This window comes from Ramlibacter sp. GS1-15 (genome assembly GCF_057785015.1).
On record NZ_JBYNTU010000001.1, the window covers coordinates 2,551,692 to 2,572,492 of the forward strand.

General features: G+C 66.3%; 19 protein-coding genes and 1 other RNA gene. 9 read left to right on the plus strand and 11 right to left on the minus strand.

Going from position 1 to position 20,801, the window contains the following annotated elements:
* Position 1 precedes the first annotated feature (1 nt).
* Positions 2–778, plus strand: a complete 777-nt coding sequence (gene xth, locus AC3EF3_RS12790; RefSeq protein ID WP_488532532.1) for an exodeoxyribonuclease III — start codon at positions 2–4, stop codon at positions 776–778.
* Here xth and AC3EF3_RS12795 read toward each other — a convergent pair whose 3' ends face one another.
* Positions 779–1,141 carry an ArsR/SmtB family transcription factor gene (locus AC3EF3_RS12795; protein WP_488532533.1) on the minus strand — a complete coding sequence of 121 codons (363 nt, stop codon included), beginning with the start codon at positions 1,139–1,141 and terminating at the stop codon, positions 779–781.
* A gap of 182 nt (positions 1,142–1,323) precedes the next feature.
* Here AC3EF3_RS12795 and AC3EF3_RS12800 point away from each other — a divergent pair, with 182 nt between their 5' ends.
* A complete protein-coding gene (locus AC3EF3_RS12800) occupies positions 1,324–2,073 on the plus strand; it encodes an SDR family NAD(P)-dependent oxidoreductase (protein ID WP_488532534.1) in 750 nt (249 codons plus the stop codon).
* Positions 2,074–2,076: 3 nt separating this feature from the next.
* On the opposite strand, the gene ntrC is transcribed toward AC3EF3_RS12800, so the two are convergent.
* The 5 genes from ntrC to AC3EF3_RS12825 all read right to left on the minus strand — a co-directional run bounded on the left by ntrC (position 2,077) and on the right by AC3EF3_RS12825 (position 7,696).
* Positions 2,077–3,555 carry a nitrogen regulation protein NR(I) gene (ntrC, locus tag AC3EF3_RS12805; RefSeq protein WP_488532535.1) on the minus strand — a complete coding sequence of 493 codons (1,479 nt, stop codon included), beginning with the start codon at positions 3,553–3,555 and terminating at the stop codon, positions 2,077–2,079.
* A gap of 39 nt (positions 3,556–3,594) precedes the next feature.
* Positions 3,595–4,701, minus strand: coding sequence for a nitrogen regulation protein NR(II) (gene glnL / locus AC3EF3_RS12810; protein ID WP_488532536.1), 1,107 nt, complete (start codon positions 4,699–4,701; stop codon positions 3,595–3,597).
* Positions 4,646–5,131, minus strand: a complete 486-nt coding sequence (locus AC3EF3_RS12815) for a hypothetical protein (RefSeq protein WP_488532537.1) — start codon at positions 5,129–5,131, stop codon at positions 4,646–4,648. Before AC3EF3_RS12815 ends, glnL begins: the two co-directional genes overlap by 56 nt.
* A gap of 138 nt (positions 5,132–5,269) precedes the next feature.
* Positions 5,270–6,688, minus strand: a complete 1,419-nt coding sequence (glnA, locus tag AC3EF3_RS12820; protein ID WP_488532538.1) for a type I glutamate--ammonia ligase — start codon at positions 6,686–6,688, stop codon at positions 5,270–5,272.
* Between the two features lie 207 nt (positions 6,689–6,895).
* Positions 6,896–7,696: a competence/damage-inducible protein A gene (locus AC3EF3_RS12825; RefSeq protein ID WP_488532539.1), complete on the minus strand. Its 801-nt coding sequence runs from the start codon at positions 7,694–7,696 to the stop codon at positions 6,896–6,898.
* Between the two features lie 49 nt (positions 7,697–7,745).
* Between AC3EF3_RS12825 and AC3EF3_RS12830 the strand changes: the two genes are divergently transcribed.
* Positions 7,746–8,516 carry an alpha/beta fold hydrolase gene (locus AC3EF3_RS12830; protein WP_488532540.1) on the plus strand — a complete coding sequence of 257 codons (771 nt, stop codon included), beginning with the start codon at positions 7,746–7,748 and terminating at the stop codon, positions 8,514–8,516.
* Here the strand turns inward: AC3EF3_RS12830 and AC3EF3_RS12835 are convergent, their stop codons facing one another.
* The 5 genes from AC3EF3_RS12835 to ompA all read right to left on the minus strand — a co-directional run bounded on the left by AC3EF3_RS12835 (position 8,517) and on the right by ompA (position 11,778).
* The gene (locus AC3EF3_RS12835) at positions 8,517–9,242 is read right to left on the minus strand and encodes a 16S rRNA pseudouridine(516) synthase (protein ID WP_488532541.1); all 726 of its coding nucleotides are present in this window, start codon (positions 9,240–9,242) and stop codon (positions 8,517–8,519) included.
* A gap of 19 nt (positions 9,243–9,261) precedes the next feature.
* Positions 9,262–9,637: a transfer-messenger RNA gene (ssrA, locus tag AC3EF3_RS12840) on the minus strand.
* Between the two features lie 13 nt (positions 9,638–9,650).
* Positions 9,651–10,325 (minus strand): HAD-IA family hydrolase, encoded by a 675-nt coding sequence (locus tag AC3EF3_RS12845; RefSeq protein WP_488532542.1) that lies wholly within the window; start codon positions 10,323–10,325, stop codon positions 9,651–9,653.
* Positions 10,325–11,035 carry a bifunctional 2-polyprenyl-6-hydroxyphenol methylase/3-demethylubiquinol 3-O-methyltransferase UbiG gene (ubiG, locus tag AC3EF3_RS12850; RefSeq protein ID WP_488532543.1) on the minus strand — a complete coding sequence of 237 codons (711 nt, stop codon included), beginning with the start codon at positions 11,033–11,035 and terminating at the stop codon, positions 10,325–10,327. Before ubiG ends, AC3EF3_RS12845 begins: the two co-directional genes overlap by 1 nt.
* A 65-nt stretch (positions 11,036–11,100) precedes the next feature.
* Positions 11,101–11,778, minus strand: a complete 678-nt coding sequence (gene ompA / locus AC3EF3_RS12855; protein WP_488532544.1) for an outer membrane protein OmpA — start codon at positions 11,776–11,778, stop codon at positions 11,101–11,103.
* A gap of 235 nt (positions 11,779–12,013) precedes the next feature.
* Between ompA and gyrA the strand changes: the two genes are divergently transcribed.
* The 6 genes from gyrA (at position 12,014) to AC3EF3_RS12885 (ending at position 20,778) form a co-directional block, all read left to right on the plus strand.
* Positions 12,014–14,653: a DNA gyrase subunit A gene (gene gyrA / locus AC3EF3_RS12860; RefSeq protein WP_488532545.1), complete on the plus strand. Its 2,640-nt coding sequence runs from the start codon at positions 12,014–12,016 to the stop codon at positions 14,651–14,653.
* A complete protein-coding gene (gene pheA / locus AC3EF3_RS12865; RefSeq protein ID WP_488532546.1) occupies positions 14,650–15,735 on the plus strand; it encodes a prephenate dehydratase in 1,086 nt (361 codons plus the stop codon). Before gyrA ends, pheA begins: the two co-directional genes overlap by 4 nt.
* Entirely contained in the window at positions 15,735–16,607 is an 873-nt protein-coding gene (locus AC3EF3_RS12870) for a prephenate dehydrogenase (RefSeq protein WP_488532547.1), read from the plus strand. The genes pheA and AC3EF3_RS12870 overlap by 1 nt, the downstream gene beginning before the upstream one ends.
* 16 nt (positions 16,608–16,623) lie before the next feature.
* A complete protein-coding gene (locus AC3EF3_RS12875; RefSeq protein ID WP_488532548.1) occupies positions 16,624–18,618 on the plus strand; it encodes a bifunctional 3-phosphoshikimate 1-carboxyvinyltransferase/cytidylate kinase in 1,995 nt (664 codons plus the stop codon).
* Between the two features lie 132 nt (positions 18,619–18,750).
* A complete protein-coding gene (rpsA, locus tag AC3EF3_RS12880) occupies positions 18,751–20,427 on the plus strand; it encodes a 30S ribosomal protein S1 (RefSeq protein ID WP_488532549.1) in 1,677 nt (558 codons plus the stop codon).
* A 45-nt stretch (positions 20,428–20,472) separates the two neighbouring features.
* A complete protein-coding gene (locus tag AC3EF3_RS12885; RefSeq protein ID WP_488532550.1) occupies positions 20,473–20,778 on the plus strand; it encodes an integration host factor subunit beta in 306 nt (101 codons plus the stop codon).
* Positions 20,779–20,801: the final 23 nt, after the last annotated feature.

Consider the following 20,801-nt stretch of genomic DNA (forward strand, 5'->3'; position numbering starts at 1 on the left):
GATGAAGATCACCACCTGGAATGTCAACTCGCTCACGGCGCGGCTGCAGCACGTGCTGGACTGGACGGCGGCGAATCCGGTGGACGTGCTGTGCCTGCAGGAGCTGAAGCTCACCGACGACAAGTTTCCGCTCGACGTGCTGCGCGGCGCGGGTTATGAGCATTGCGCGGTGTTCGGGCAGAAGACCTACAACGGCGTCGCGATCCTCAGCCGGCACCCGCTGCGCGACGTCGTGCGCAACATCGATGGTTTCGCCGACGAACACTCGCGGCTGCTGACGGCGACCGTCGACACGCCCACCGGCCCCGTGCGCGTCGTCAACGGCTACTTCGTCAACGGGCAGGCGCCCGGCACCGAGAAGTTCGACTACAAGATGTCATGGCTGCGCGGCCTGCGCGACTACATGCGCGCCCAGGTCGACGGGCACGAGCGGCTGGTGCTGCTCGGTGACTTCAACATCGCACCCGAGGACCGCGACTCCTTCGACCCGGTGGGCCTGCGCGAGACCATCCACCACACGACCGAGGAGCGCGACCACTTCCGCAAGCTGGTGGAACTGGGACTGGTCGACAGCTTCCGCCTGTTCGAGCAGCCCGAGAAGAGCTTCAGCTGGTGGGACTACCGCATGCTGGGCTACCAGAAGAACCGCGGCCTTCGCATCGACCACATCCTGGTGAGCGAGCCGCTGAAGCCGGCCGTGAAGGCGTGCACCATTGACCGCACGCCGCGCAAGTGGAAGCAGCCCAGCGATCACGCCCCGGTGACCGTCGAGTTCTGATCAGCCGCCCTTCTTCGGCCGACGGCGCGCATCGCGCGCGACCTGCTCCTTGTGCGCCTTGACGATCGCCTGCAGCAGCGGGGCGAAGTGCGGGTTCAGGTCTTCCGTGCGGGCGAAGTTGTGCATCTCCACGCCCTTGCGCTCGCTGCGGATGAGGCCGGCCTCGCGCAGCACGCGGAAATGCTGCGATAGCGTGGACTTCGGGACGGGCCGCATGCCCACCTCGAGGAAAGGCGAGCAGGTGACCGGCCCGCCAGCCGCGGCGATCTCGGCGAAGATGTGCATGCGCACCGGGTCCGCGAGCGCATGCAGGATGCCCTCGACGGTGATGTCCTCGGCGGCGGGATGGACGAGTGGTTTCATGGACACGGGGCGAGCCACCCCCATTGTCCCATGATCCCGTGAAACCGTAGTCCGGCTTTCACGAACTATTGGCGCCGCCAGGGCCAATCGCGGCCCGCTTCCGCGTCGCGTCCCTCCGGCGTATCGTCCGCAACTCCCGTTGTTCGGGTTTTTTGAACTACTCAACTGAAGAGGAACTGGAGATGAAGCAGCTCGAAGGCAAGGTCGCCGTTGTCACCGGCGCATCCAAGGGTATCGGCGCCGGCATCGCCCGCGCGCTCGGCGAGGCGGGCGCCTCGGTGGTGGTCAACTACGCCTCGGACCGCGACGGCGCGCAGCGCACGGCGGACGCGATCGCGAAAGCAGGCAGCCGCGCCGTCGCCATCCAGGGGGACGTGGCGAAGGCCGACGAGGTGCGCCGGCTGTTCGCCGCAGCGCACGAGGCGTTCGGGCGGCTGGACATCCTCGTCAACAACGCGGGGGTCTACCGCTTCGAGCCGCTGCAGGACGTGACCGAGGCCGAATACCGCCGGCAGTTCGACGTCAACGTGCTGGGCACCCTGCTCGCGACGCAGGAAGCGGCCAGGCGCTTTGGCGACGCGGGCGCAAGCGTCATCAACCTGAGCTCCATCGTCAGCACGAACCCGCTGGTGAGCTCGGTGATCTACTCGGCGACGAAGGCTGCCGTGGACAGCATCACGCTCACGCTCGCGCGCGAGCTCGGCCCCCGGCGCATCCGCGTGAACGCCATCGCGCCCGGCGTGACGCGCTCGGAAGGCGTGGAGCGCCTCGGCATCATCGGCAGTGATCTCGAGAAGCAGAAGGCCGCCGACACGCCGCTCGCACGGCTGGGAGAGCCCGAAGACATCGCACTGGCCGCCGTGTTTCTCGCGTCGGACCAGTCGCGCTGGATCACCGGCGAGACGATCCGCGCGGGGGGCGGACTGCGCTAGCGATCACTGCGAATCCAGCCCGAGCTCCTGGATCTTCCGCGTGATCGTGTTGCGGCCGATGCCGAGCTTCTGCGCGGCCTCGATGCGGCGGCCGCGCGTGTTGGCCAGGGCCGTGAGGATCAGGCGCGATTCGAAGCGCTTGGTGAGCGCCTCCCACACGTCGTGACGGCCGGCCGCGAGCAGCTGGAGCGCCTCGGCTTCCAGGCCGGTCTCCCAGGTCGCTGAGCCGTTGGCCGGCGGCGTGGAAACGATGGGCGCGACCACGGCTTCGGCGCGCACTGGTTCGGCCGGAGCAGGCCTTGAGACCGCGACACCTTCGGCATGGCCCGGTGCGATCTCGGGCGGCAGATCCTTGGGCTCGATCAACTGCGCCGGCGCCATCACCGTCAGCCAGTGGCAGACGTTTTCCAGCTGGCGCACGTTGCCCGGGAATGCGAACGACGAGAGCTGCGCGATCGCGGCATCGGAGATTCGCTTGGGCTCCACGCCCAGCTGCTTCGCGCTTTGCTGCAGGAAATGGCGCGCCAGCGTCGGGATGTCCTCGCGCCGCTCGCGCAGCGGCGGCAGGCGCAGGCGGATGACGTTCAGGCGATGGAACAGGTCTTCGCGGAAGTTGCCCTCTTTCACGCGCTGCTCGAGATCCTGGTGGGTGGCGGCGATCACGCGCACGTTCGCCTTCACGGCGTTGTGGCCGCCCACGCGGTAGAAGTGCCCGTCCGACAGCACGCGCAGCAGGCGCGTCTGCAGGTCGAAGGGCATGTCGCCGATCTCGTCCAAGAATAGCGTGCCGCCCTCGGCTTGCTCGAAGCGCCCGCGCCGCATGGTCTGCGCGCCGGTGAAGGCGCCGCGCTCATGGCCGAACAGCTCGGATTCCAGCAGGTCCTTCGGGATCGCCGCCGTGTTGATCGCCACGAACGGCCCGTTGGCCCGCGGCGAGTGCTTGTGCAGTGCGCGCGCGACCAGTTCCTTGCCCGTGCCCGATTCGCCGGTGATCATCACCGTCACGTTGCTTTGCGACAGGCGCCCGATGGCGCGGAACACGTCCTGCATCGCCGGGGCCTGCCCCAGCATTTCTGGCGCGGCGGCCATGCGCTCCTCGGCCACTTCCTCGCGCTGGCTTTCTTCCACCGCCCGGCGGATCAATTCGATCGCCTTGGGCAGGTCGAACGGTTTGGGCAGGTATTCGAACGCGCCGCCCTGGAAGGCCGAGACGGCGCTGTCCAGGTCCGAGAAGGCGGTCATGATGATCACGGGCAGGCCGGGATGCCTTTCCTTGACCTTGTTCAGCAGTTCGAGGCCCGAGCCCCCGGGCATGCGGATGTCGCTGACGAGGACCTGCGGGCCTTCCTCCTCGGCTTCGATCGCCAGCATCACCTCGCGGGCATTGGTGAAACTGCGGGACGGCAAATCCTCGCGCAGGAGCGCCTTCTCCAGCACGAAGCGGATGGATTGGTCATCGTCAACGATCCAGATCGGCTTCATGCTTTGTGCTCACCTCGGGTCATTCGCAATCAATCGTCGTCACGGCAACGGAATCAGGATCTTGAAGTCCGTCCTCCCCGGCACGCTGTCACATTCCACCAGCCCATGATGCTGCTGCACGAACGTTTGCGCCAGCGTCAGGCCCAGCCCGGAACCGCCCTCCCTTCCCGACACCAGCGGAAAGAAGATGCGGTCCCGTATGCCTTCCGGCACTCCGGGTCCGTTGTCGATCACATGCAATTCCAGTGCCAGTCGGTAGCGCTGCTTGCCGAACGTGACCTGCCGTGCGATGCGCGTGCGAAAGACCAGCTCGGCGTCGCCTTGCGCGATGCGCTCGGCCAGCGCTTCACAGGCGTTGTGTGCGATGTTCAGGACGGCCTGGATCAGCTGCTCGCGGTCGCCGCGGAAATCCGGGATCGAGGTGTCGTAGTCGCGCACGACCTTGAGGCCCTTGGGAAACTCCACCACGATGAGCGATCGCACGCGCTCGCACACTTCGTGGATGTTGACATCGCCCACGACGTGCGGGCGGCGATGCGGCGCCAGCAGGCGGTCCACCAGGGTCTGCAGCCGGTCGGCCTCGTGGATGATGACCTTGGTGTATTCCTTGAGCTCCTTGCCCTCGACTTCCATCTCGAGCAGTTGCGCCGCGCCGCGGATGCCGCCGAGCGGGTTCTTGATCTCGTGTGCCAGGTTGCGAATGAGCTCCTTGTTCGCTTCCGCCTGCCCGATCAGGCGCTCTTCGCGGTCCTGCCGGGCCTGCGTGTCCAGCGGCAGCAGCTCGATCACGAATTCGCCGGGGGCATCGGTCTGGGCGACCACCACGTGCACTTGCAGGGGCTCGGCGTTGCCGTTCGGCCGCAGGAGCCAGCCGTCGTAGCGCAATGCCGCGAACTCGTTGCTGCTCGCGCCCGCCAGCGCATTCTGCAGCGCCGTCGGGTCGGTGAAGCAATTCGGGAAGTTGGAGCCTTCGATCGCGCGGCGCGAGATGCCCAGGGCGTCTTCGAGCGCGGAGTTGGCGAAGAGGACGGAGCCCTCGGCCGTCACGACCGCCACCAGCGTGGCGAGCAGGTCGAGCGACTGGAAGCGGCTACCTTGAGCCGGCGCGCGCCAGCTCCCGCTTGATGCCGGCAATGTCTTCTTCATTGCGCGCGATGCTTGCCTTGAGTTCCGCGACGCGGTCCAGGTACTTCTGGTAGTTCTTGTGCTCGGGCCCGACCTTGTCCGGCTCGCCACTGTTGTATTCCTTGACCAGTTCCTCGTGACGCGCCTCGGCCTTCTTCAGCTCGGCTTCGAGGATGGCCCGCGCGTCGCTGTCGCGCGCCTTCTGCTCGTCGGCACTGATGCGTTGCGACGTCACGGACGATGGCGCCGTGGCCACCTTCACCTGCGCGCTGTTCACGCGCGTGCCTTCCACGACGGTGACATTGCCGCCGTCCATGAGCTTGCAGCCCTTGGCCTGCGCTTCGGACGCGCTGTTCGTATAGGAATTGCCGCAGCGGTAAATCTTCGTCTGCGCCTGGGCCGTGGCTGCCATCGCAGCCACCGCCACCAGGGTGAGGTAGGCGTACTTCATGGCTCGTTCCTTTCGCAACGGAATGCGCGAGGGGAACTTCCAGTATCACGCAACTCATCAAAAAAGCCAAACAACCCATTGATTCAAAACGAGAAAGGACCGCCGGAGCGGTCCTTTTACACAACAAGCTGTATGTCCTTACAGCGAGTAGTACATGTCGAACTCGATCGGGTGCGTCGTCATGCGGAAGCGGGTGACCTCCTGCATCTTCAGCTCGATGTACGCGTCGATCATGGTGTCCGTGAACACGCCGCCCTTGGTGAGGAACGAGCGGCCCTTGTCCAGGTAGTCGAGAGCCTGGTCGAGGCTGTGGCACACGGTCGGGATCTTCGCGTCCTCTTCCGGCGGCAGGTGGTACAGGTCCTTCGTGGCGGCTTCGCCCGGATGGATCTTGTTCTCCACGCCGTCGAGGCCCGCCATCAGCATCGCGGCGAAGCCGAGGTACGGGTTGCAGGTCGGATCGGGGAAGCGCACTTCGATGCGGCGGCCCTTCGGGTTCGCCACGTACGGAATGCGCACGGAGGCCGAGCGGTTGCGCGCGGAGTACGCGAGCTTCACGGGCGCCTCGAAGCCGGGGACCAGGCGCTTGTAGCTGTTGGTGCCGGGGTTCGTGATCGCGTTCAGCGCACGGGCGTGCTTGATGATGCCGCCGATGTAGTACAGCGCGAAGTCCGACAGGCCCGCATAGCCGTCGCCGGCGAACAGGTTCTTGCCGTCCTTCCACACGGACTGGTGCACGTGCATGCCCGAGCCGTTGTCGCCGACGACGGGCTTCGGCATGAACGTGGCCGTCTTGCCGTAGGCGTTCGCGACGTTGTGGACGACGTACTTCAGCCAGATCGTCCAGTCGGCACGCTGCACGAGCGTCGAGAACTTGGTGCCGATCTCGTTCTGGCCGGCGCCCGCCACTTCGTGGTGGAACACTTCGACCGGGATGCCCAGCGACTCGAGGATCAGCGACATCTCGGCACGCAGGTCCTGCATGCTGTCGACCGGCGGCACGGGGAAGTAGCCGCCCTTGGTGGTCGGACGGTGGCCCTTGTTGCCGCCCTCGATCACCTTGCCGGTGTTCCACGGAGCTTCGTACTCGTCGATGTGCACGAACGAGCCGGACTGGTCCGCGCCCCAGCGCACGTCGTCGAAGATGAAGAATTCGGGCTCGGGACCGAAGAAGGCGGTGTCGCCCAGGCCGGAGGCCTTCAGGTACGCCTCGGCGCGCTTGGCGATCGAGCGCGGGTCGCGGTCATAGGCCTTGCCATCGCCCGGCTCCAGCACGTCGCAGGTGAGGAAGAGCGTCGTTTCTTCGAAGAACGGGTCGACGTTGGCAGTGGCCGGATCCGGCATCAGCAGCATGTCCGACGCTTCGATGCCCTTCCAGCCGGCGATCGACGAGCCGTCGAAGGCGTGACCCGAAGTGAACTTGTCTTCGTCGAAAGCCGAGATCGGCACGGTCACGTGTTGTTCCTTGCCGCGGGTGTCGGTGAAGCGGAAGTCGACGAACTTGACCTCGTTCTCCTTCACCATCTTCATGACGTCGGCGACGTTCTTGGCTGCCATCAGGTTCTCCTGGTATCGATGGTTGATTGAAATGGGTGCCGCTGAGGATGCAGGTTCTATGCCAAAAGCTGGTGCATGGCACGCCCCGCAGAGCTGCGCGATTGTCCGCGATCCTGCATGCTTTTCCCTACAGAAGCCTTGCGTTTTGCACGGCTGAGCGCCCCAGAATGGGGACGGCGGGTCGTTCCCGATTTTGGTGCAATGAGCTTATCGCACCAATTCGGGGCCAAGTTTCACGCCCAGGGCCGTCAGCCCGGCGATGAGCTGCGCAAAGGCAGCATCGACGGCGGCAGGCTCGCCCTTCACGCCCAGATCGATGTGCCGGCCCCACCGCGGATGGTCGACACTGGGCAGGCTGAAGACCTTCACGGCCGGGTGATCGCGCTCGATGGCCTCCATCAACGGCGTGAGCGCTGCTTCCATCGAGCCGAACACGATCACCGACTTCTCGACCTGAGGTGTCTGGTTGAACAGGGACCGGTAGTTTTCCTCCAGCACCCACTCGATCATCGGCCACGCCATCACCGGGAACCCAGGCACGAAATGCACCCGGCCCACCGTGAAGCCGGGGATCTTGTTGTACGGGTTCGGGATGATGCTGGCACCCCTGGGGAACACGCCCATGTTCAGGCGGTGGACGTTGTCGGGCCGGTCGGGCTCGTAAGGGATGCCCTGCTCGCGCGCGACGTCCTGCATGCGCTCGCGGATCAGTGCTTCCGCCTGCGGATGCAGCACCAGTTCCACCCCGAGCGCCTGGGCCGCGCACTGGCGGGTATGGTCGTCGGGCGTGGCGCCGATGCCGCCGCAGGAGAACACCACGTCGCCCGAGTCGAAAGCGCGCTTGAGCGTCGCGACGATGCGCTCGGGCTGGTCGCCCACGTACTCGGCCCAGGCCAGTTGCAAGCCACGCGCGGCGAGCAATTCGATGACCTTGGGCATGTGCTTGTCGGCGCGCTTGCCGGAGAGGATCTCGTCGCCGACGATGACGAGCCCGAATGCTTGTGCCATTCCCGGATGCTAACGCGTCCCTTTTCGCGAGCTACTAACATCGTGGCTCATGGAAACGATCCAGGTCAACGGTACTGCGCTCGAGCTGGAGCGGCTTCCCGGGTCCGAGGGGACACAGCTCGCGCCCATCGTGTTTCTCCACGAGGGCCTGGGGTCCGTGGCGATGTGGCGCGACTGGCCGCGCCAAGTCTGCGAAGCCACGGGCCGCGCCGGCTTCGTGTATTCGCGGCGCGGCTACGGCAAGTCGCAATCGATTCCCGATGTGCGGGGCGCCGGACGCCTGGGCCCCGACTACATGCATCGCGAAGCTCTGGACGTGCTCCCGGAACTGCTCGCGAAACTGGGCGCCGAGGCGCCGGTGCTGCTCGGGCATTCGGACGGCGGGACGATCTCGCTGGTCCACGCCGCGCATTTCCCCGTGCGCGCCTGCATCGTGATGGCGCCGCACGTCATCGTGGAGGATGTCTCCGTTCGCTCCATCGAACAGGCCCGCGACGCCTACGAAAAGGCGGACCTGCGGTCGCGGCTCGCGCGCTACCACGACGACGTGGACACCGCGTTCTGGCAATGGAACGACATCTGGCTGGCTCCCGCCTTCCGCGACTTCGACATCCGCGCGGAATGCCGACGCATCCACGCGCCGGTGCTCGCGGTCCAGGGCGAGGACGATCCTTACGGCACGCTGCGGCAGATCGAGGAGATCCATCCGGCCGGCCCGATCACACGCGAGGTGCTGCCCCGTTGCGGCCATTCGCCGCACAAGGACCAGCCCGAAGCGGCGCTGCAGCTCGTCGCGCGCTTCCTGCAGAAGATCGGCTGATCAGCGGGCGCGCAGCGCCGCGAGGTCGCCGCCGGTCAGCCACCGCCACTGCCCCGGCGCGAGGTCCGGCGGCAGGGACAACTCCGCGATGCGGGACCGGTGCAAGCGCTCGACGCGGTTGCCTGCGGCCGCGACCATGCGCTTGACCTGGTGGTACTTGCCTTCGGTGATCGTCAGGCGCAGTTCGCGCTCGCCGGTGATCTCGCAGGCGGCGGCACGCACGGGCTTCGGATCGTCGTCGAGCACCACGCCTTCGATCAGCCGCGCCACCTGCCTGGCATCCACCGGATGCTTCGCGCCAACGTCGTAGACCTTGGGCACGTGATGCTTGGGCGAACTCATGCGATGGATGAAGGTGCCGTCGTCGGAGAGCAGCAGCAGGCCCGTGGTGTCCGCATCGAGACGCCCGATGCCCTGCACGCCCGGCGTGGACCCCTTGTTCGGGCGCTGCCGCAAGGGCGCCGGCAGCAGCGTGTACACGCTCGGGTAGGCCGACGGCTTCTGCGAGCACTCGATGCCCGCGGGCTTGTTCATCATCAGGTAGGCCTTCTCGTGGTAAGTCCACGAGAAGCCGTCGACTTCGAACTCGAGACCCTCGGCAGCGAAGTCCGCTTGCGGATCGACGACCACGTCACCGCCGATCGCGACGTGCCCTTGCTGCACGAGCCCGGCGCAGATGCGCCGCGTGCCGAAACCTTGCGTGAAGAGGATGTCCTCGAGCGTCAACGCGCGCCCAGGTGATGGATGGTGGAGCTGGCGGGAATTGAACCCGCGTCCGCAAGCCTTCTTCGCACAGTTCTACATGTTTAGCCGTCTGGTTGAGTCTCGCCTCCTGTGCCGCGCAGCGGCACGCCGCACAGGACGCCAGTCACCTATTTTCTCGTCCCGCGCCAAGTGACCCGGCGCCGGACCAGCCTATGAAAGTACCTTCGCAGCCTGGACCCCCGAAAGGACCCTTGCCCAGCCCATAGGCCTGCTGTTGCGAAGCTCACCGGCAATTAAGCGGCGAGAGCGTAACGTTCGTCGTTCGCAGTTAGTTTGTTTGAATCAGTTTTACGAGCACATTCAGCTCGACATGCCCTGCCACGCGTCCGAACCCACGTCGAAACCGGTGCAGCCCCAAGAACCCGCATTTTACGCCTCGCGCGGCTTTTTCAAGAGTGCCAGGAGCTCCAGCGGCGAATCGACGCGCGCATCGGCGTTCCAGAGGTAAGTGTCGGCGTTGCTGCCGAGGTAGCCGTAAGTGGCGGCCACCGTCCCCATGTGCGCGGCACGTCCCGCGATGATGTCGCGCTCGTCGTCGCCCACGTAGATGCATTGCTGAGGCTGCAAGCCCAGCCGTCGCGCCGCCTCCAGCAAGGGCGCGGGGTGGGGCTTCGCATGCGGCGTGCTGTCGCCGCCCACGACCGCGCCCGCGCTCTTGAACAACGCCATCTGCTCCGTGAGCGGACCGGTGAATCGCATGGACTTGTTCGTGACCACGCCCCACGCCAGCCCGAGTTCGAGCAGGCTCGCCACCAGCGACGGGATCCCCTCGAAGATCACCGTGCGCTCGGTCATCGCGTTCTCGTAATTCACGAAGAACTCCTCGCGCATGGCCTCGTACTCGGGCGCATCGGGGGTCATGCCGAAGGCAATGCCCAGCATGCCGCGCGCGCCCGCGCCGGCCATCGGCCGGTAGCGCTCGAGCGGCAGCGACGGCAGTCCGCGCGCCACGCGCATGCGGTCCGCGGCGGCGCCGAGATCCGGCGCACTGTCGATCAGCGTGCCGTCCAGGTCGAACAGCACGGCCCGTACGTTCTCGAACATCAGGACTTCCGCGTGGCGATGAGGTAGTTGACGGAGCTGTCGGACGACAGCCAGTAGCGCCGCGTGACCGGGTTGTATTCCATGCCGCGCGAGCCTGTCACCTCGAGTCCTGCCGCCCGGCAATACGCGGCCAGTTCGCTCGGCCGGATGAACTTCATGTATTCGTGCGTGCCGCGCGGCAGCAGGTTCAGCACGTACTCCGCCCCGACGATCGCGAAAAGGAAGGACTTCGGGTTGCGGTTGATGGTCGAAATGAACACCCATCCGCCCGGTTTCACGAGCCGGCTGCAGGCCCGCACGACCGAGGCCGGATCAGGCACGTGCTCCAGCATCTCCATGCACGTGACGGCATCGAAGCCCTCGGGCTCCTGCTGGGCCAGCGCTTCCGCGCTGATCTCGCGGTATTGCACGTTCGGTGTCTGCGCTTCCAGGGCATGCAGCTGTGCAACGCGCAGTGCCTTGCCCGAGAGGTCGATGCCCACCACTTCGGCCCCCTTGCGGGCCATCGAATCACTCAGGATCCCGCCGCCACAGCCGACGTCGAGCACGCGCTTGCCCGCCAGCGGCAGCAAGGACTGGATCCACTCCAGCCGCAAGGGATTGATCTGGTGCAGCGGACGGAATTCGCTTTCCGGGTCCCACCAGCGATGGGCGAGCTCGGAAAATTTCGCGAGTTCCGCCGGGTCGGCATTGACGGTCGTGTCGATCATGGCAGTTCGATTGTCCCAAAGAAAAAGCCCCGCGAGGCGGGGCTTTCTCGGTGAGCGCGAAGCTCTTACTGGCTGCCAGCGGAGCGCGTGCCGACCACTTCGATTTCCACGCGGCGGTTCTTCGCGCGGCCTTCGGCGGTCTTGTTGTCCGCAACCGGCTGCTTCTCGCCCTTGCCTTCGGTGTACACGCGGTTCTTCTCGATGCCCTTGGAGACCAGGTAGGCCTTCACGGCTTCGGCACGGCGCACCGACAGCTTCTGGTTGTAGGTGTCCTTGCCCACCGAGTCGGTGTGGCCGACGGCGATGATCACTTCGAGGTTGATGCCCTTGACCTTGCTGGTCAGGTCGTCGAGCTTGGCCTTGCCTTCGGGCTTGAGCACAGCCTTGTCGAAGTCGAAGAAGGCATCGGCGGCGTAGGTCACCTTGGTCGCGGCGGGCGGCTGCGGCGCGGGCGCCGGGGCCGGGGCGGGAGCCGGCGCGGGAGCCGGAGCAGCGACCGGCGGCGGGGGAGCCTGGACGACCAGCGCGCCGTCGCAGCCCGTGGCGGCGGTGGCGGGGGTCCAGTTGGCATCGCGCCAGCAAAGTTCGTTGGTGCCGTTCTTCCAGACCACTTCGCCGGAGCCGTTCACCCAGTTGTCGACGCGGTTGCCGCCGTCGGCAGCGGTCACGCGGGTCTGGGCGACCGCGCCCGTTGCCATCGCAGCGGCGGCGAGCAACAGCGCCACTTTGTTCAGTTTCTTCATGGTTCTCCTCTTGAGGGGAAAAAAGCGCAGCCGCGCTGCGTGAAAACTACGTTTAAGGTGCCCATCACCAAAAGCGTCGCAATTTATTGTGCCACACGAGCTTACACAATCAACGGTCGGGACATGCGGCCGCCGTAGGACAAAACCTGAATAGCGCACCGATGTTGCTGGCGAGCGACAAGGCCCTTGACCGTAGAATCAAAGGTTTCCCGCGCCCGCTCTCACCCCCCTTTTCATGACCCAATTCGCCAAGGAAACCCTGCCCATCAGCCTCGAAGAGGAGATGCGGCGAAGCTACCTCGACTACGCGATGAGCGTGATCGTCGGGCGGGCCCTGCCGGATGCGCGCGATGGCCTGAAGCCCGTGCACCGTCGCGTCCTGTACGCGATGCACGAATTGAACAACGACTGGAACCGGCCGTACAAGAAATCGGCCCGTATCGTCGGCGACGTGATCGGCAAGTACCACCCGCACGGCGACCAGGCGGTGTACGACACGATCGTGCGGATGGCGCAGGACTTCTCCATGCGCCACATGCTGGTGGACGGCCAGGGCAACTTCGGCTCGGTGGACGGCGACAACGCCGCCGCCATGCGGTACACCGAGATCCGCCTGGCGAAGATCGCGCACGAGATGCTCGCCGACATCGACAAGGAGACGGTCGATTTCGGCCCGAACTACGACGGCAGCGAGAAGGAACCGCTGGTCCTGCCCACGCGCGTGCCGAACCTGCTGGTGAACGGGTCGGCCGGCATCGCGGTGGGCATGGCGACGAACATCCCGCCGCACAACCTGAACGAAGTGGTCGATGGCTGCCTGCACCTGCTGCGCAACCCGCAGGCGAGCATCGACGAGCTGATGGAGATCATCCCGGCGCCGGACTTCCCGACGGCGGGAATCATCTACGGCATTAGCGGCGTCAAGGAGGGCTACCGCACCGGGCGCGGACGTGTCGTGATGCGAGCCAAATGCCACTTCGAGGACATCGACCGTGGCCAGCGCCAGGCGATCATCGTCGACGAGCTCCCCTACCAGGTCAACAAGAAGACGCTGCAGGAGCGCATGGCCGAGCTCGTCAACGAAAAGAAGATCGAGGGCATCAGCCACATCCAGGACGAGAGCGACAAGTCGGGCATGCGCCTGGTGATCGAGCTCAAGCGCGGCGAGGTGCCCGAAGTCGTCCTGAACAACCTGTACAAGCAGACCCAGCTGCAGGACACCTTCGGCATCAACATGGTCGCCCTCATCGACGGCCAGCCGAAGCTGTGCAACCTGAAGGAGCTGATCGAGGTCTTCCTGCAGCACCGGCGCGAGGTCGTCACGCGGCGCACGGTGTTCAATCTGCGCAAGGCACGCGAACGCGGCCACGTGCTGGAAGGCCTGGCCGTCGCGCTCGCGAACATCGACGAATTCATCCGCATCATCCGCGAGTCGCCCACCCCGCCGGTGGCGAAGACAGAGTTGATGAGCCGCAGCTGGGATTCGAGCCTGGTGCGCGAGATGCTCACGCGCGCCAAGGAGGACGGCTCTCGCGTCAACGCGGACGACTACCGCCCCGAAGGTCTCGAGCGCGAGTACGGCATGCAGGCCGATGGCCTGTACCGCCTCTCCGACACGCAAGCGCAGGAAATCCTGCAGATGCGCCTGCAGCGCCTCACCGGCCTGGAGCAGGACAAGATCGTCGCCGAGTACAAGGAAGTGATGGCGGAGATCGACGACCTGCTGGACATCCTCGCGAAGCCCGAGCGCGTGTCGGCCATCATCGCCGAGGAACTCACGGCCCTGAAGCAGGAGTTCGGCCAGACCAAGATCGGCGCGCGCCGCAGCGTGGTCGAACACAACGCGCAGGAGCTCGCGACCGAGGACCTGATCACGCCGACCGACATGGTGGTGACGCTGTCCCACGCCGGCTACATCAAGAGCCAGCCGCTCGGCGAATACCGCGCGCAGAAGCGCGGCGGCCGCGGCAAGCAGGCGACCCAGACCAAGGAAGACGACTGGATCGACCAGCTCTTCATCGCCAACACGCACGACTACCTGCTCGCCTTCTCCAACCGCGGCCGGCTGTACTGGCTGAAGGTGTGGGAAGTGCCCGCGGGTTCGCGCGGCTCGCGCGGCCGGCCGATCGTCAACATGTTCCCGTTGGCCGACGGCGAAAAGATCAACGTCGTGCTGCCGCTGACGGGCGAATTCCGCAGCTTCCCGGCGGACCATTTCGTGTTCATGGCGACGTCCATGGGCACCGTGAAGAAGACCGCGCTCGATGAATTCAGCAACCCGCGCAAGGCCGGCATCATCGCCGTCGACCTCGACGAGGGCGACTACCTGATCGGCGCGGCGCTCACCGACGGCAAGCACGACGTGATGCTGTTCTCGGACGGCGGCAAGGCCGTTCGCTTCGACGAGAACGACGTCCGCCCGATGGGCCGCAACGCGCGCGGCGTGCGCGGCATGATGCTCGATGACGGCCAGAGCGTGATCGCCATGCTCGTGGCCGAGGACGAACAGCAGAGCGTGCTCACCGCCACCGAAAACGGTTTCGGCAAGCGCACGCCCATCGTCGAATACACCCGCCACGGGCGCGGCACCAAGGGCATGATCGCCATCCAGCAAAGCGAGCGCAACGGCAAGGTCGTGGCGGCCACGCTGGTGCACACCGAAGACGAGATCATGCTGATCACGGACAAGGGCGTGCTGGTGCGCACCCGCGTGAGCGAGATCCGCGAGATGGGCCGCGCCACCCAGGGAGTGACGCTGATCGGCCTGGACGAAGGGTCCAAGCTCTCGGGGCTGCAGCGCATCGTCGAGAACGACGCCGCGCAAGGCGTCGAGACCGCGGACGGCGAGGACGGCGGCCCCGGCGAGGCGGCATGAAGAAGGACCTCGCGCAACTGCGCGCGGAGATCGACGCAGTCGACCGCGAATTGCTCGCGCTGCTGAACAAGCGCGCGGGGTTCGCGAACGAAGTGGGCGAGCTCAAGCGACGGGAAGGCTCGACCGTGTACCGGCCCGATCGCGAGGCGGAAGTCATCAACAAGCTGCAGGCGACCAACCCCGGGCCGCTGAAGGACCGCAACGTCGCCCACATCTGGCGCGAGATCATGTCGGCCTGCCGTGCGCTCGAGGCGCCGCAGCGGGTGGCCTACCTCGGACCCGCGGGCACGTTCAGTGAGCAGGCGGCCGTGGACTTCTTCGGCTCGAGCATCGAGCACGTGCCCTGCGTGAGCTTCGACGAAGTGTTCCAGGCCGCGACGGCGGGCACGGCGGAATTCGGCGTCGTGCCGGTCGAGAACAGCACGGAAGGCGTGGTGACGCGCTCGCTCGACCTGCTGCTGCATTCGCCGCTGCACATCATCGGCGAGATCAGCCTGCTGGTGCGCCACCACCTGCTGCGCCGCGAGAACTCGATCCAGGGCATCGAGGTGGTGCTCGCGCACCCGCAAGCGCTGGCGCAATGCCAGGGCTGGCTCAACAAGCATCTCCCCGACGCGGAGCGCCGCGCGGTCTCGAGCAACGCGGAAGGCGCGCGCCTCGCCGCGACGAACTCCGCCTGGGCCGCGATCGCCAGCGAGCGTGCCGGCAGCGAATTCGGCCTGCACATCGCCGCGCACGCGATCCAGGACGACGCATTCAACCGCACGCGCTTTGCCGTGATCTGCCTGCCCCAGGTGCTCGAAGCGCCGCAGGCCTCGGGCAGGGACTGCGTGAGCCTCGTGGTTTCGGTGCCCAACAAGCCGGGCGCCGTGCACGACCTGCTGGTCCCGCTGAAGCGGCACGGCGTCTCGATGACGCGCTTCGAGTCGCGACCCGCCCGCTCCGGCCAGTGGGAGTACTACTTCTACATCGACCTCGAGGGCCATCCGTCGCAGCCACGCGTCGCGCAGGCGCTCCAGGAACTCCAATCGCTCTGTGCCTTCTTCAAAGTGCTGGGCACCTACCCTGTGGGGGAAGGCTGATGTTCGAACAGCTCGGCCTGATCGGCTGCGGCCTCATGGGCGGCTCTTTCGCGCTGGCGCTCAAGCGCGCGGGCCTCGTCAAGCGCGTCGTCGGCTACAGCAAGTCGCCTTCGACCACCCAGCGCGCGCTGTCCATGGGGGTAATCGACGTGGAAGCGCCATCGGCGCTGCTCGCCGTGTCGGGCGCGGATATCGTGCTGCTGGCCGTGCCGGTCGCCGCGACCGAAGCGACGCTGAAGGCCATCCGCCATCTGGTCACGAAGGACATGCTGATCATGGACGTCGGCTCGACCAAGCGCGACGTCATCGATTCGGCCCGCCGCGTGCTGCGCGACAACGTGGGGGCCTTCGTGCCCTGCCACCCGATCGCCGGCAAGGAGGCATCGGGCGTCGAGCACGCGGACGCGGAGCTGTACCAGGGCAAGCAGGTGATCCTCACGCCGGTGGACCGCACCGACCCCGAGCACGTCAAGAGCGCGGTGAAGGTGTGGGAAGCGTTGCAGTGCAAGGTGTCGCAGATGACGCCCGAAGCGCACGACGCGGCGTTCGCCGCGGTGAGCCACCTGCCCCACCTGATCGCCTTCGCGCTGATCAACGGGATCACCGCCCAGAAGCAGGGTGCGGATTTCATGGACCTGGCCGGGCCGGGCTTTCGCGACTTCACCCGCATCGCGGCGTCCGAACCCAAGATGTGGCGCGACATCCTGCTCGCGAACCGGCAGGAGCTGCTGCAGCAGTCGGCCATCTTCAGGGAAACGCTGGCCGCGATGGAACAGATGATCGAGATCGGCAACAGCGAGGCGCTGGAAGGGCTGATCGACCAGGCCAGCCGCACCCGTGCGCAATGGCGCATGAACGCCCGCAGGTCCTGATCACCGCGCCAGGCGCATGTTCTCCACCGCCTTTCTCGACATCCCCCCGCTGGAACGGGCCGCGGGCACCGTGGTGCTGCCCGGCTCCAAGAGCATCTCGAACCGCGTGCTGCTGCTGGCCGCGCTCTCCGGCGGCACGACCGCCGTCCACGACCTGCTCGATTCCGACGACACGCGCGTGATGCTCGATGCGCTGCGCGCGCTCGGCTGCGGCGTGAAGCACGTGGGCAGGTCCCTCGAGGTCACGGGCCTGGGCGGACGGGCGCCGGCCTCCCATGCCCGCCTGTTCCTCGGCAACGCGGGCACCGCGATGCGCCCCCTCACCGCGGCACTCGCGTTGGTCGGCGGCGAGTTCGAACTGAGCGGCGTCGCGCGCATGCACGAGCGGCCGATCGGCGACCTGGTCGATGCGCTGCGCCAGCTCGGCTGCAACATCGATTACCTGGGCCAGGAAGGCTACCCGCCGCTGCGCATCCATCCGCCGCGGCTGAAGCTCGGTGCCCCGATTCGCGTGCGCGGCGATGTGTCGAGCCAGTTCCTCACGGCCTTGTTGCTCGCTTTGCCCCTGGTCGCGGCGAAGGACATCGTGGTCGAAGTGGTGGGTGAGCTGATCTCCAGGCCTTACGTCGAGATCACGCTGAACCTGCTCCGGCGCTTCGGCATCGCCGTGGCGCGCGACGGCTGGCAACGCTTCACGATTCCCGCGGGCAGCGCCTACCGCTCGCCCGGCGAGATCCACGTGGAGGCCGATGCGTCCTCGGCCAGCTACTTCGTCGCCCTCGGCGCGATCGCGGCGCAAGGGCAGCCGCTTCGCATCGAAGGCGTGGGCGAATCGTCCATCCAGGGCGACATCCGCTTCGTCGACGCGGCCCGCGCCATGGGTGCGGACGTGCGCAGCGGCCCCAACCACCTCGAAGTGCGCCGTGGCGCGTGGCCGCTGAAGGCGATCGACCTCGATGCGAACCCCATCCCGGACGCCGCCATGACGCTCGCCGCCATGGCGCTGTACGCCGAGGGGCCGACCACGCTGCGCAACATCGCGAGCTGGCGCGTGAAGGAGACCGACCGGCTCTCCGCCATGGCGACGGAGCTGCGCAAGCTGGGCGCGACCGTCGACGAAGGCGCGGACTTCATCCGGATCGCGCCACCCGCCACGTGGCAGGCCGCGAGCATCCATACCTACGACGACCATCGCATCGCGATGTGCTTCTCCCTCGCGGCGTTCAACCCGGCGGCCTTGCCGGTGCGCATCGAGGACCCGAAGTGCGTCGCCAAGACCTACCCCGAGTACTTCGAGGCGATGTTCGCGGTGACGCAGACGCCCCCGGCGCACATCCCGGTCATCTGCATCGACGGCCCCACGGCATCGGGCAAGGGAACCCTCGCCTCCCTGGTCGCCCAGCGTCTGGGCTACCACTACCTCGATTCGGGCGCGCTGTACCGGATCACCGCGTTCGCGGCGATCCGTGCAGGGCTGGCGCTGGACGTCGCCCACGAGCCAGCCATTGCAGAGCTCGCCGAGAAACTGCCGGTGCGGTTCACGAATGACAAGGTCCTGCTCGGCGACCTGGAGGTGACGGAGGCGATCCGCACCGAAGAGGCCGGCATGAACGCATCGAAGGTGTCCGCCCTGCCGGCCGTGCGCATCGCCCTGGTCTCGCTGCAGCACGGTTTCCGCCGCCTGCCGGGCCTGGTCGCCGATGGCCGCGACATGGGTACCGTGATCTTTCCCGACGCCCCGCTGAAGGTCTATCTCACGGCGAGCGCCGCCCAGCGTGCGGGCCGGCGCCATAAGCAATTGATTTCAAAAGGGATTTCGGTTACACTTGAAGGTCTTCGCGCAGCTTTGGAAGCGCGCGATGCGCGGGACTCCTCCCGCGCGGTCGCACCGCTCAAACCCGCCGAAGATGCTTTCCTTCTGGACAACTCGCACCAGACGATCGAGGAATCGGTTGCACAGGTGCTGCAGTGGTGGGAAGAGAAGCGAAGGGTCCCACGGTCCTCGTCCTAGCGCGCCAGCGCACCCGGCCTGTGGGGTTGTTGAACTTAACCGCGGTTCATGAACCGCAAGAAGCCGTCTCCAGCCATAAAAACGCTCGGCAATCGTGCCGGCGGAAACCTGCGTGACGTGCAAGGAAACCCAATGTCTGAATCTTTTGCCCAACTGTTCGAAGAATCGCTGCAGCGCACCGACATGCGCCAGGGCGAGGTGATCACCGCCGAGGTCGTGCGCATCGAGCACAGCTTCGTCGTCGTCAACGCCGGCCTCAAGTCCGAAGCGTATGTGCCGATCGACGAGTTCAAGAACGACAAAGGCGAGATCGAAGTCCAGGTGGGCGATTTCGTGTCCGTGGCCATCGACGCGATCGAGAACGGCTACGGCGACACGATCCTCTCGCGCGACAAGGCCAAGCGCCTCGCCTCGTGGATGGCGCTGGAAAAGGCGCTCGAGTCCGGCGAGTTCGTGACCGGCACCACCACCGGCAAGGTCAAGGGCGGCCTCACGGTGCTCGTGAACGGCATCCGCGCCTTCCTGCCCGGCTCGCTGATCGACACCCGTCCCATCAAGGACCTGACCCCGTACGAGAACAAGACCCTGGAGTTCAAGGTCATCAAGCTGGACCGCAAGCGCAACAACGTCGTGCTGTCGCGCCGTGCCGTGGTCGAAGCCTCGATGGGCGAAGAACGCGCCAAGCTGATGGAGACGCTGAAGGAAGGCTCGGTCGTGCGCGGCGTCGTCAAGAACATCACCGAGTACGGTGCGTTCGTCGACCTCGGCGGCATCGACGGCCTGCTGCACATCACCGACATGGCGTGGCGCCGTGTGCGCCACCCGAGCGAGGTGGTGCAGGCCGGCCAGGAGATCACGGCCAAGATCCTCAAGTTCGACACCGAGAAGAACCGCGTGTCGCTGGGCCTGAAGCAGATGGGCGACGACCCGTGGATGGGCGTTTCGCGCCGCTATCCCACCGGCACCCGCATGTTCGGCAAGGTCACGAACATCGCCGACTACGGCGCGTTCGTGGAACTCGAGCCCGGCATCGAAGGCCTGGTGCACGTGTCCGAGATGGACTGGACCAACAAGAACGTCGCGCCGAGCAAGGTCGTCTCGCTGGGCGATGAGGTCGAAGTGATGGTCCTGGAGATCGACGAGGACAAGCGCCGCATCAGCCTGGGCATGAAGCAGTGCAAGGCCAACCCGTGGCAGGAGTTCGCGCAGAACACCAAGCGCGGCGACCGCGTGAAGGGCCCGATCAAATCGATCACCGACTTCGGCGTGTTCGTCGGCCTGGCCGCGGGCATCGACGGCCTGGTGCACCTGTCCGACCTCTCCTGGAACGAGCCGGGCGAGCAGGCCGTGCGCAACTACAAGAAGGGCCAGGAAGTCGAAGCGATCGTGCTGGCCGTCGACGTGGAGCGCGAGCGCATCAGCCTGGGCATCAAGCAGCTCGACGGCGACCCGTTCGCCACGTTCACCTCGGTGCACGACAAGGGCTCCTCGGTGAGCGGCAAGGTCAAGACCGTCGACGCCAAGGGCGCCGAGATCGACCTGGGCAACGACATCGTGGGCTACCTGCGTGCCTCCGAAATCTCGCGTGACCGCGTGGAAGACGCGCGCAACGTGCTGAAGGAAGGCGACGAAGTGACCACCGTGGTCGTGAACATCGACCGCAAGACGCGCAACATCCAGCTGTCCATCAAGCAGAAGGACATGCTCGACGAGCAAGGCGCGATGGCGAACCTCGCGCAGCAGTCCGCGCGCGAGAACGCGGGCACCACGAACCTCGGCGCGCTGCTGAAGGCGAAGCTGGAAAAATAAGCGGAAGGACGCGGCGGGGGCAACCTCGCCGTGTTTTGTCTTGCCATGACCCGTTCCGATCTCGTCGAAGAACTGGCCGCTCGTTTCAGCCAGCTCACTCACCGTGATGCCGAATACGCCGTCAAGACGATCCTGGACGCGATGAGCGACGCGCTCGTGCGCGGGCACCGCATCGAGATCCGCGGCTTCGGCAGCTTCTCGATCAACCGGCGCCCGCCCCGCATGGGCCGCAACCCGCGTTCGGGCGAGAGCGTGCACATCCCCGAAAAGCGGGTGCCGCACTTCAAGCCCGGCAAGGCGCTGCGCGAGGCGGTGGACAGGCGCACCGCGGAGATGAACGAGAAGCCCTGAATCGGGCACCTACAATCGGCGGG

What these genes read in the sequence shown, in the direction of transcription:
- xth (WP_488532532.1), top strand. Translation starts at nt 2, where the DNA reads ATGAAGATCACCACCTGGAATGTCAACTCGCTCACGGCGCGGCTGCAG.
- AC3EF3_RS12795 (WP_488532533.1), bottom strand. Translation starts at nt 1,141, where the DNA reads ATGAAACCACTCGTCCATCCCGCCGCCGAGGACATCACCGTCGAGGGC.
- AC3EF3_RS12800 (WP_488532534.1), top strand. Translation starts at nt 1,324, where the DNA reads ATGAAGCAGCTCGAAGGCAAGGTCGCCGTTGTCACCGGCGCATCCAAG.
- ntrC (WP_488532535.1), bottom strand. Translation starts at nt 3,555, where the DNA reads ATGAAGCCGATCTGGATCGTTGACGATGACCAATCCATCCGCTTCGTG.
- glnL (WP_488532536.1), bottom strand. Translation starts at nt 4,701, where the DNA reads ATGAAGAAGACATTGCCGGCATCAAGCGGGAGCTGGCGCGCGCCGGCT.
- AC3EF3_RS12815 (WP_488532537.1), bottom strand. Translation starts at nt 5,131, where the DNA reads ATGAAGTACGCCTACCTCACCCTGGTGGCGGTGGCTGCGATGGCAGCC.
- glnA (WP_488532538.1), bottom strand. Translation starts at nt 6,688, where the DNA reads ATGGCAGCCAAGAACGTCGCCGACGTCATGAAGATGGTGAAGGAGAAC.
- AC3EF3_RS12825 (WP_488532539.1), bottom strand. Translation starts at nt 7,696, where the DNA reads ATGGCACAAGCATTCGGGCTCGTCATCGTCGGCGACGAGATCCTCTCC.
- AC3EF3_RS12830 (WP_488532540.1), top strand. Translation starts at nt 7,746, where the DNA reads ATGGAAACGATCCAGGTCAACGGTACTGCGCTCGAGCTGGAGCGGCTT.
- AC3EF3_RS12845 (WP_488532542.1), bottom strand. Translation starts at nt 10,325, where the DNA reads ATGTTCGAGAACGTACGGGCCGTGCTGTTCGACCTGGACGGCACGCTG.
- ubiG (WP_488532543.1), bottom strand. Translation starts at nt 11,035, where the DNA reads ATGATCGACACGACCGTCAATGCCGACCCGGCGGAACTCGCGAAATTT.
- ompA (WP_488532544.1), bottom strand. Translation starts at nt 11,778, where the DNA reads ATGAAGAAACTGAACAAAGTGGCGCTGTTGCTCGCCGCCGCTGCGATG.
- gyrA (WP_488532545.1), top strand. Translation starts at nt 12,014, where the DNA reads ATGACCCAATTCGCCAAGGAAACCCTGCCCATCAGCCTCGAAGAGGAG.
- pheA (WP_488532546.1), top strand. Translation starts at nt 14,650, where the DNA reads ATGAAGAAGGACCTCGCGCAACTGCGCGCGGAGATCGACGCAGTCGAC.
- AC3EF3_RS12870 (WP_488532547.1), top strand. Translation starts at nt 15,735, where the DNA reads ATGTTCGAACAGCTCGGCCTGATCGGCTGCGGCCTCATGGGCGGCTCT.
- AC3EF3_RS12875 (WP_488532548.1), top strand. Translation starts at nt 16,624, where the DNA reads ATGTTCTCCACCGCCTTTCTCGACATCCCCCCGCTGGAACGGGCCGCG.
- rpsA (WP_488532549.1), top strand. Translation starts at nt 18,751, where the DNA reads ATGTCTGAATCTTTTGCCCAACTGTTCGAAGAATCGCTGCAGCGCACC.
- AC3EF3_RS12885 (WP_488532550.1), top strand. Translation starts at nt 20,473, where the DNA reads ATGACCCGTTCCGATCTCGTCGAAGAACTGGCCGCTCGTTTCAGCCAG.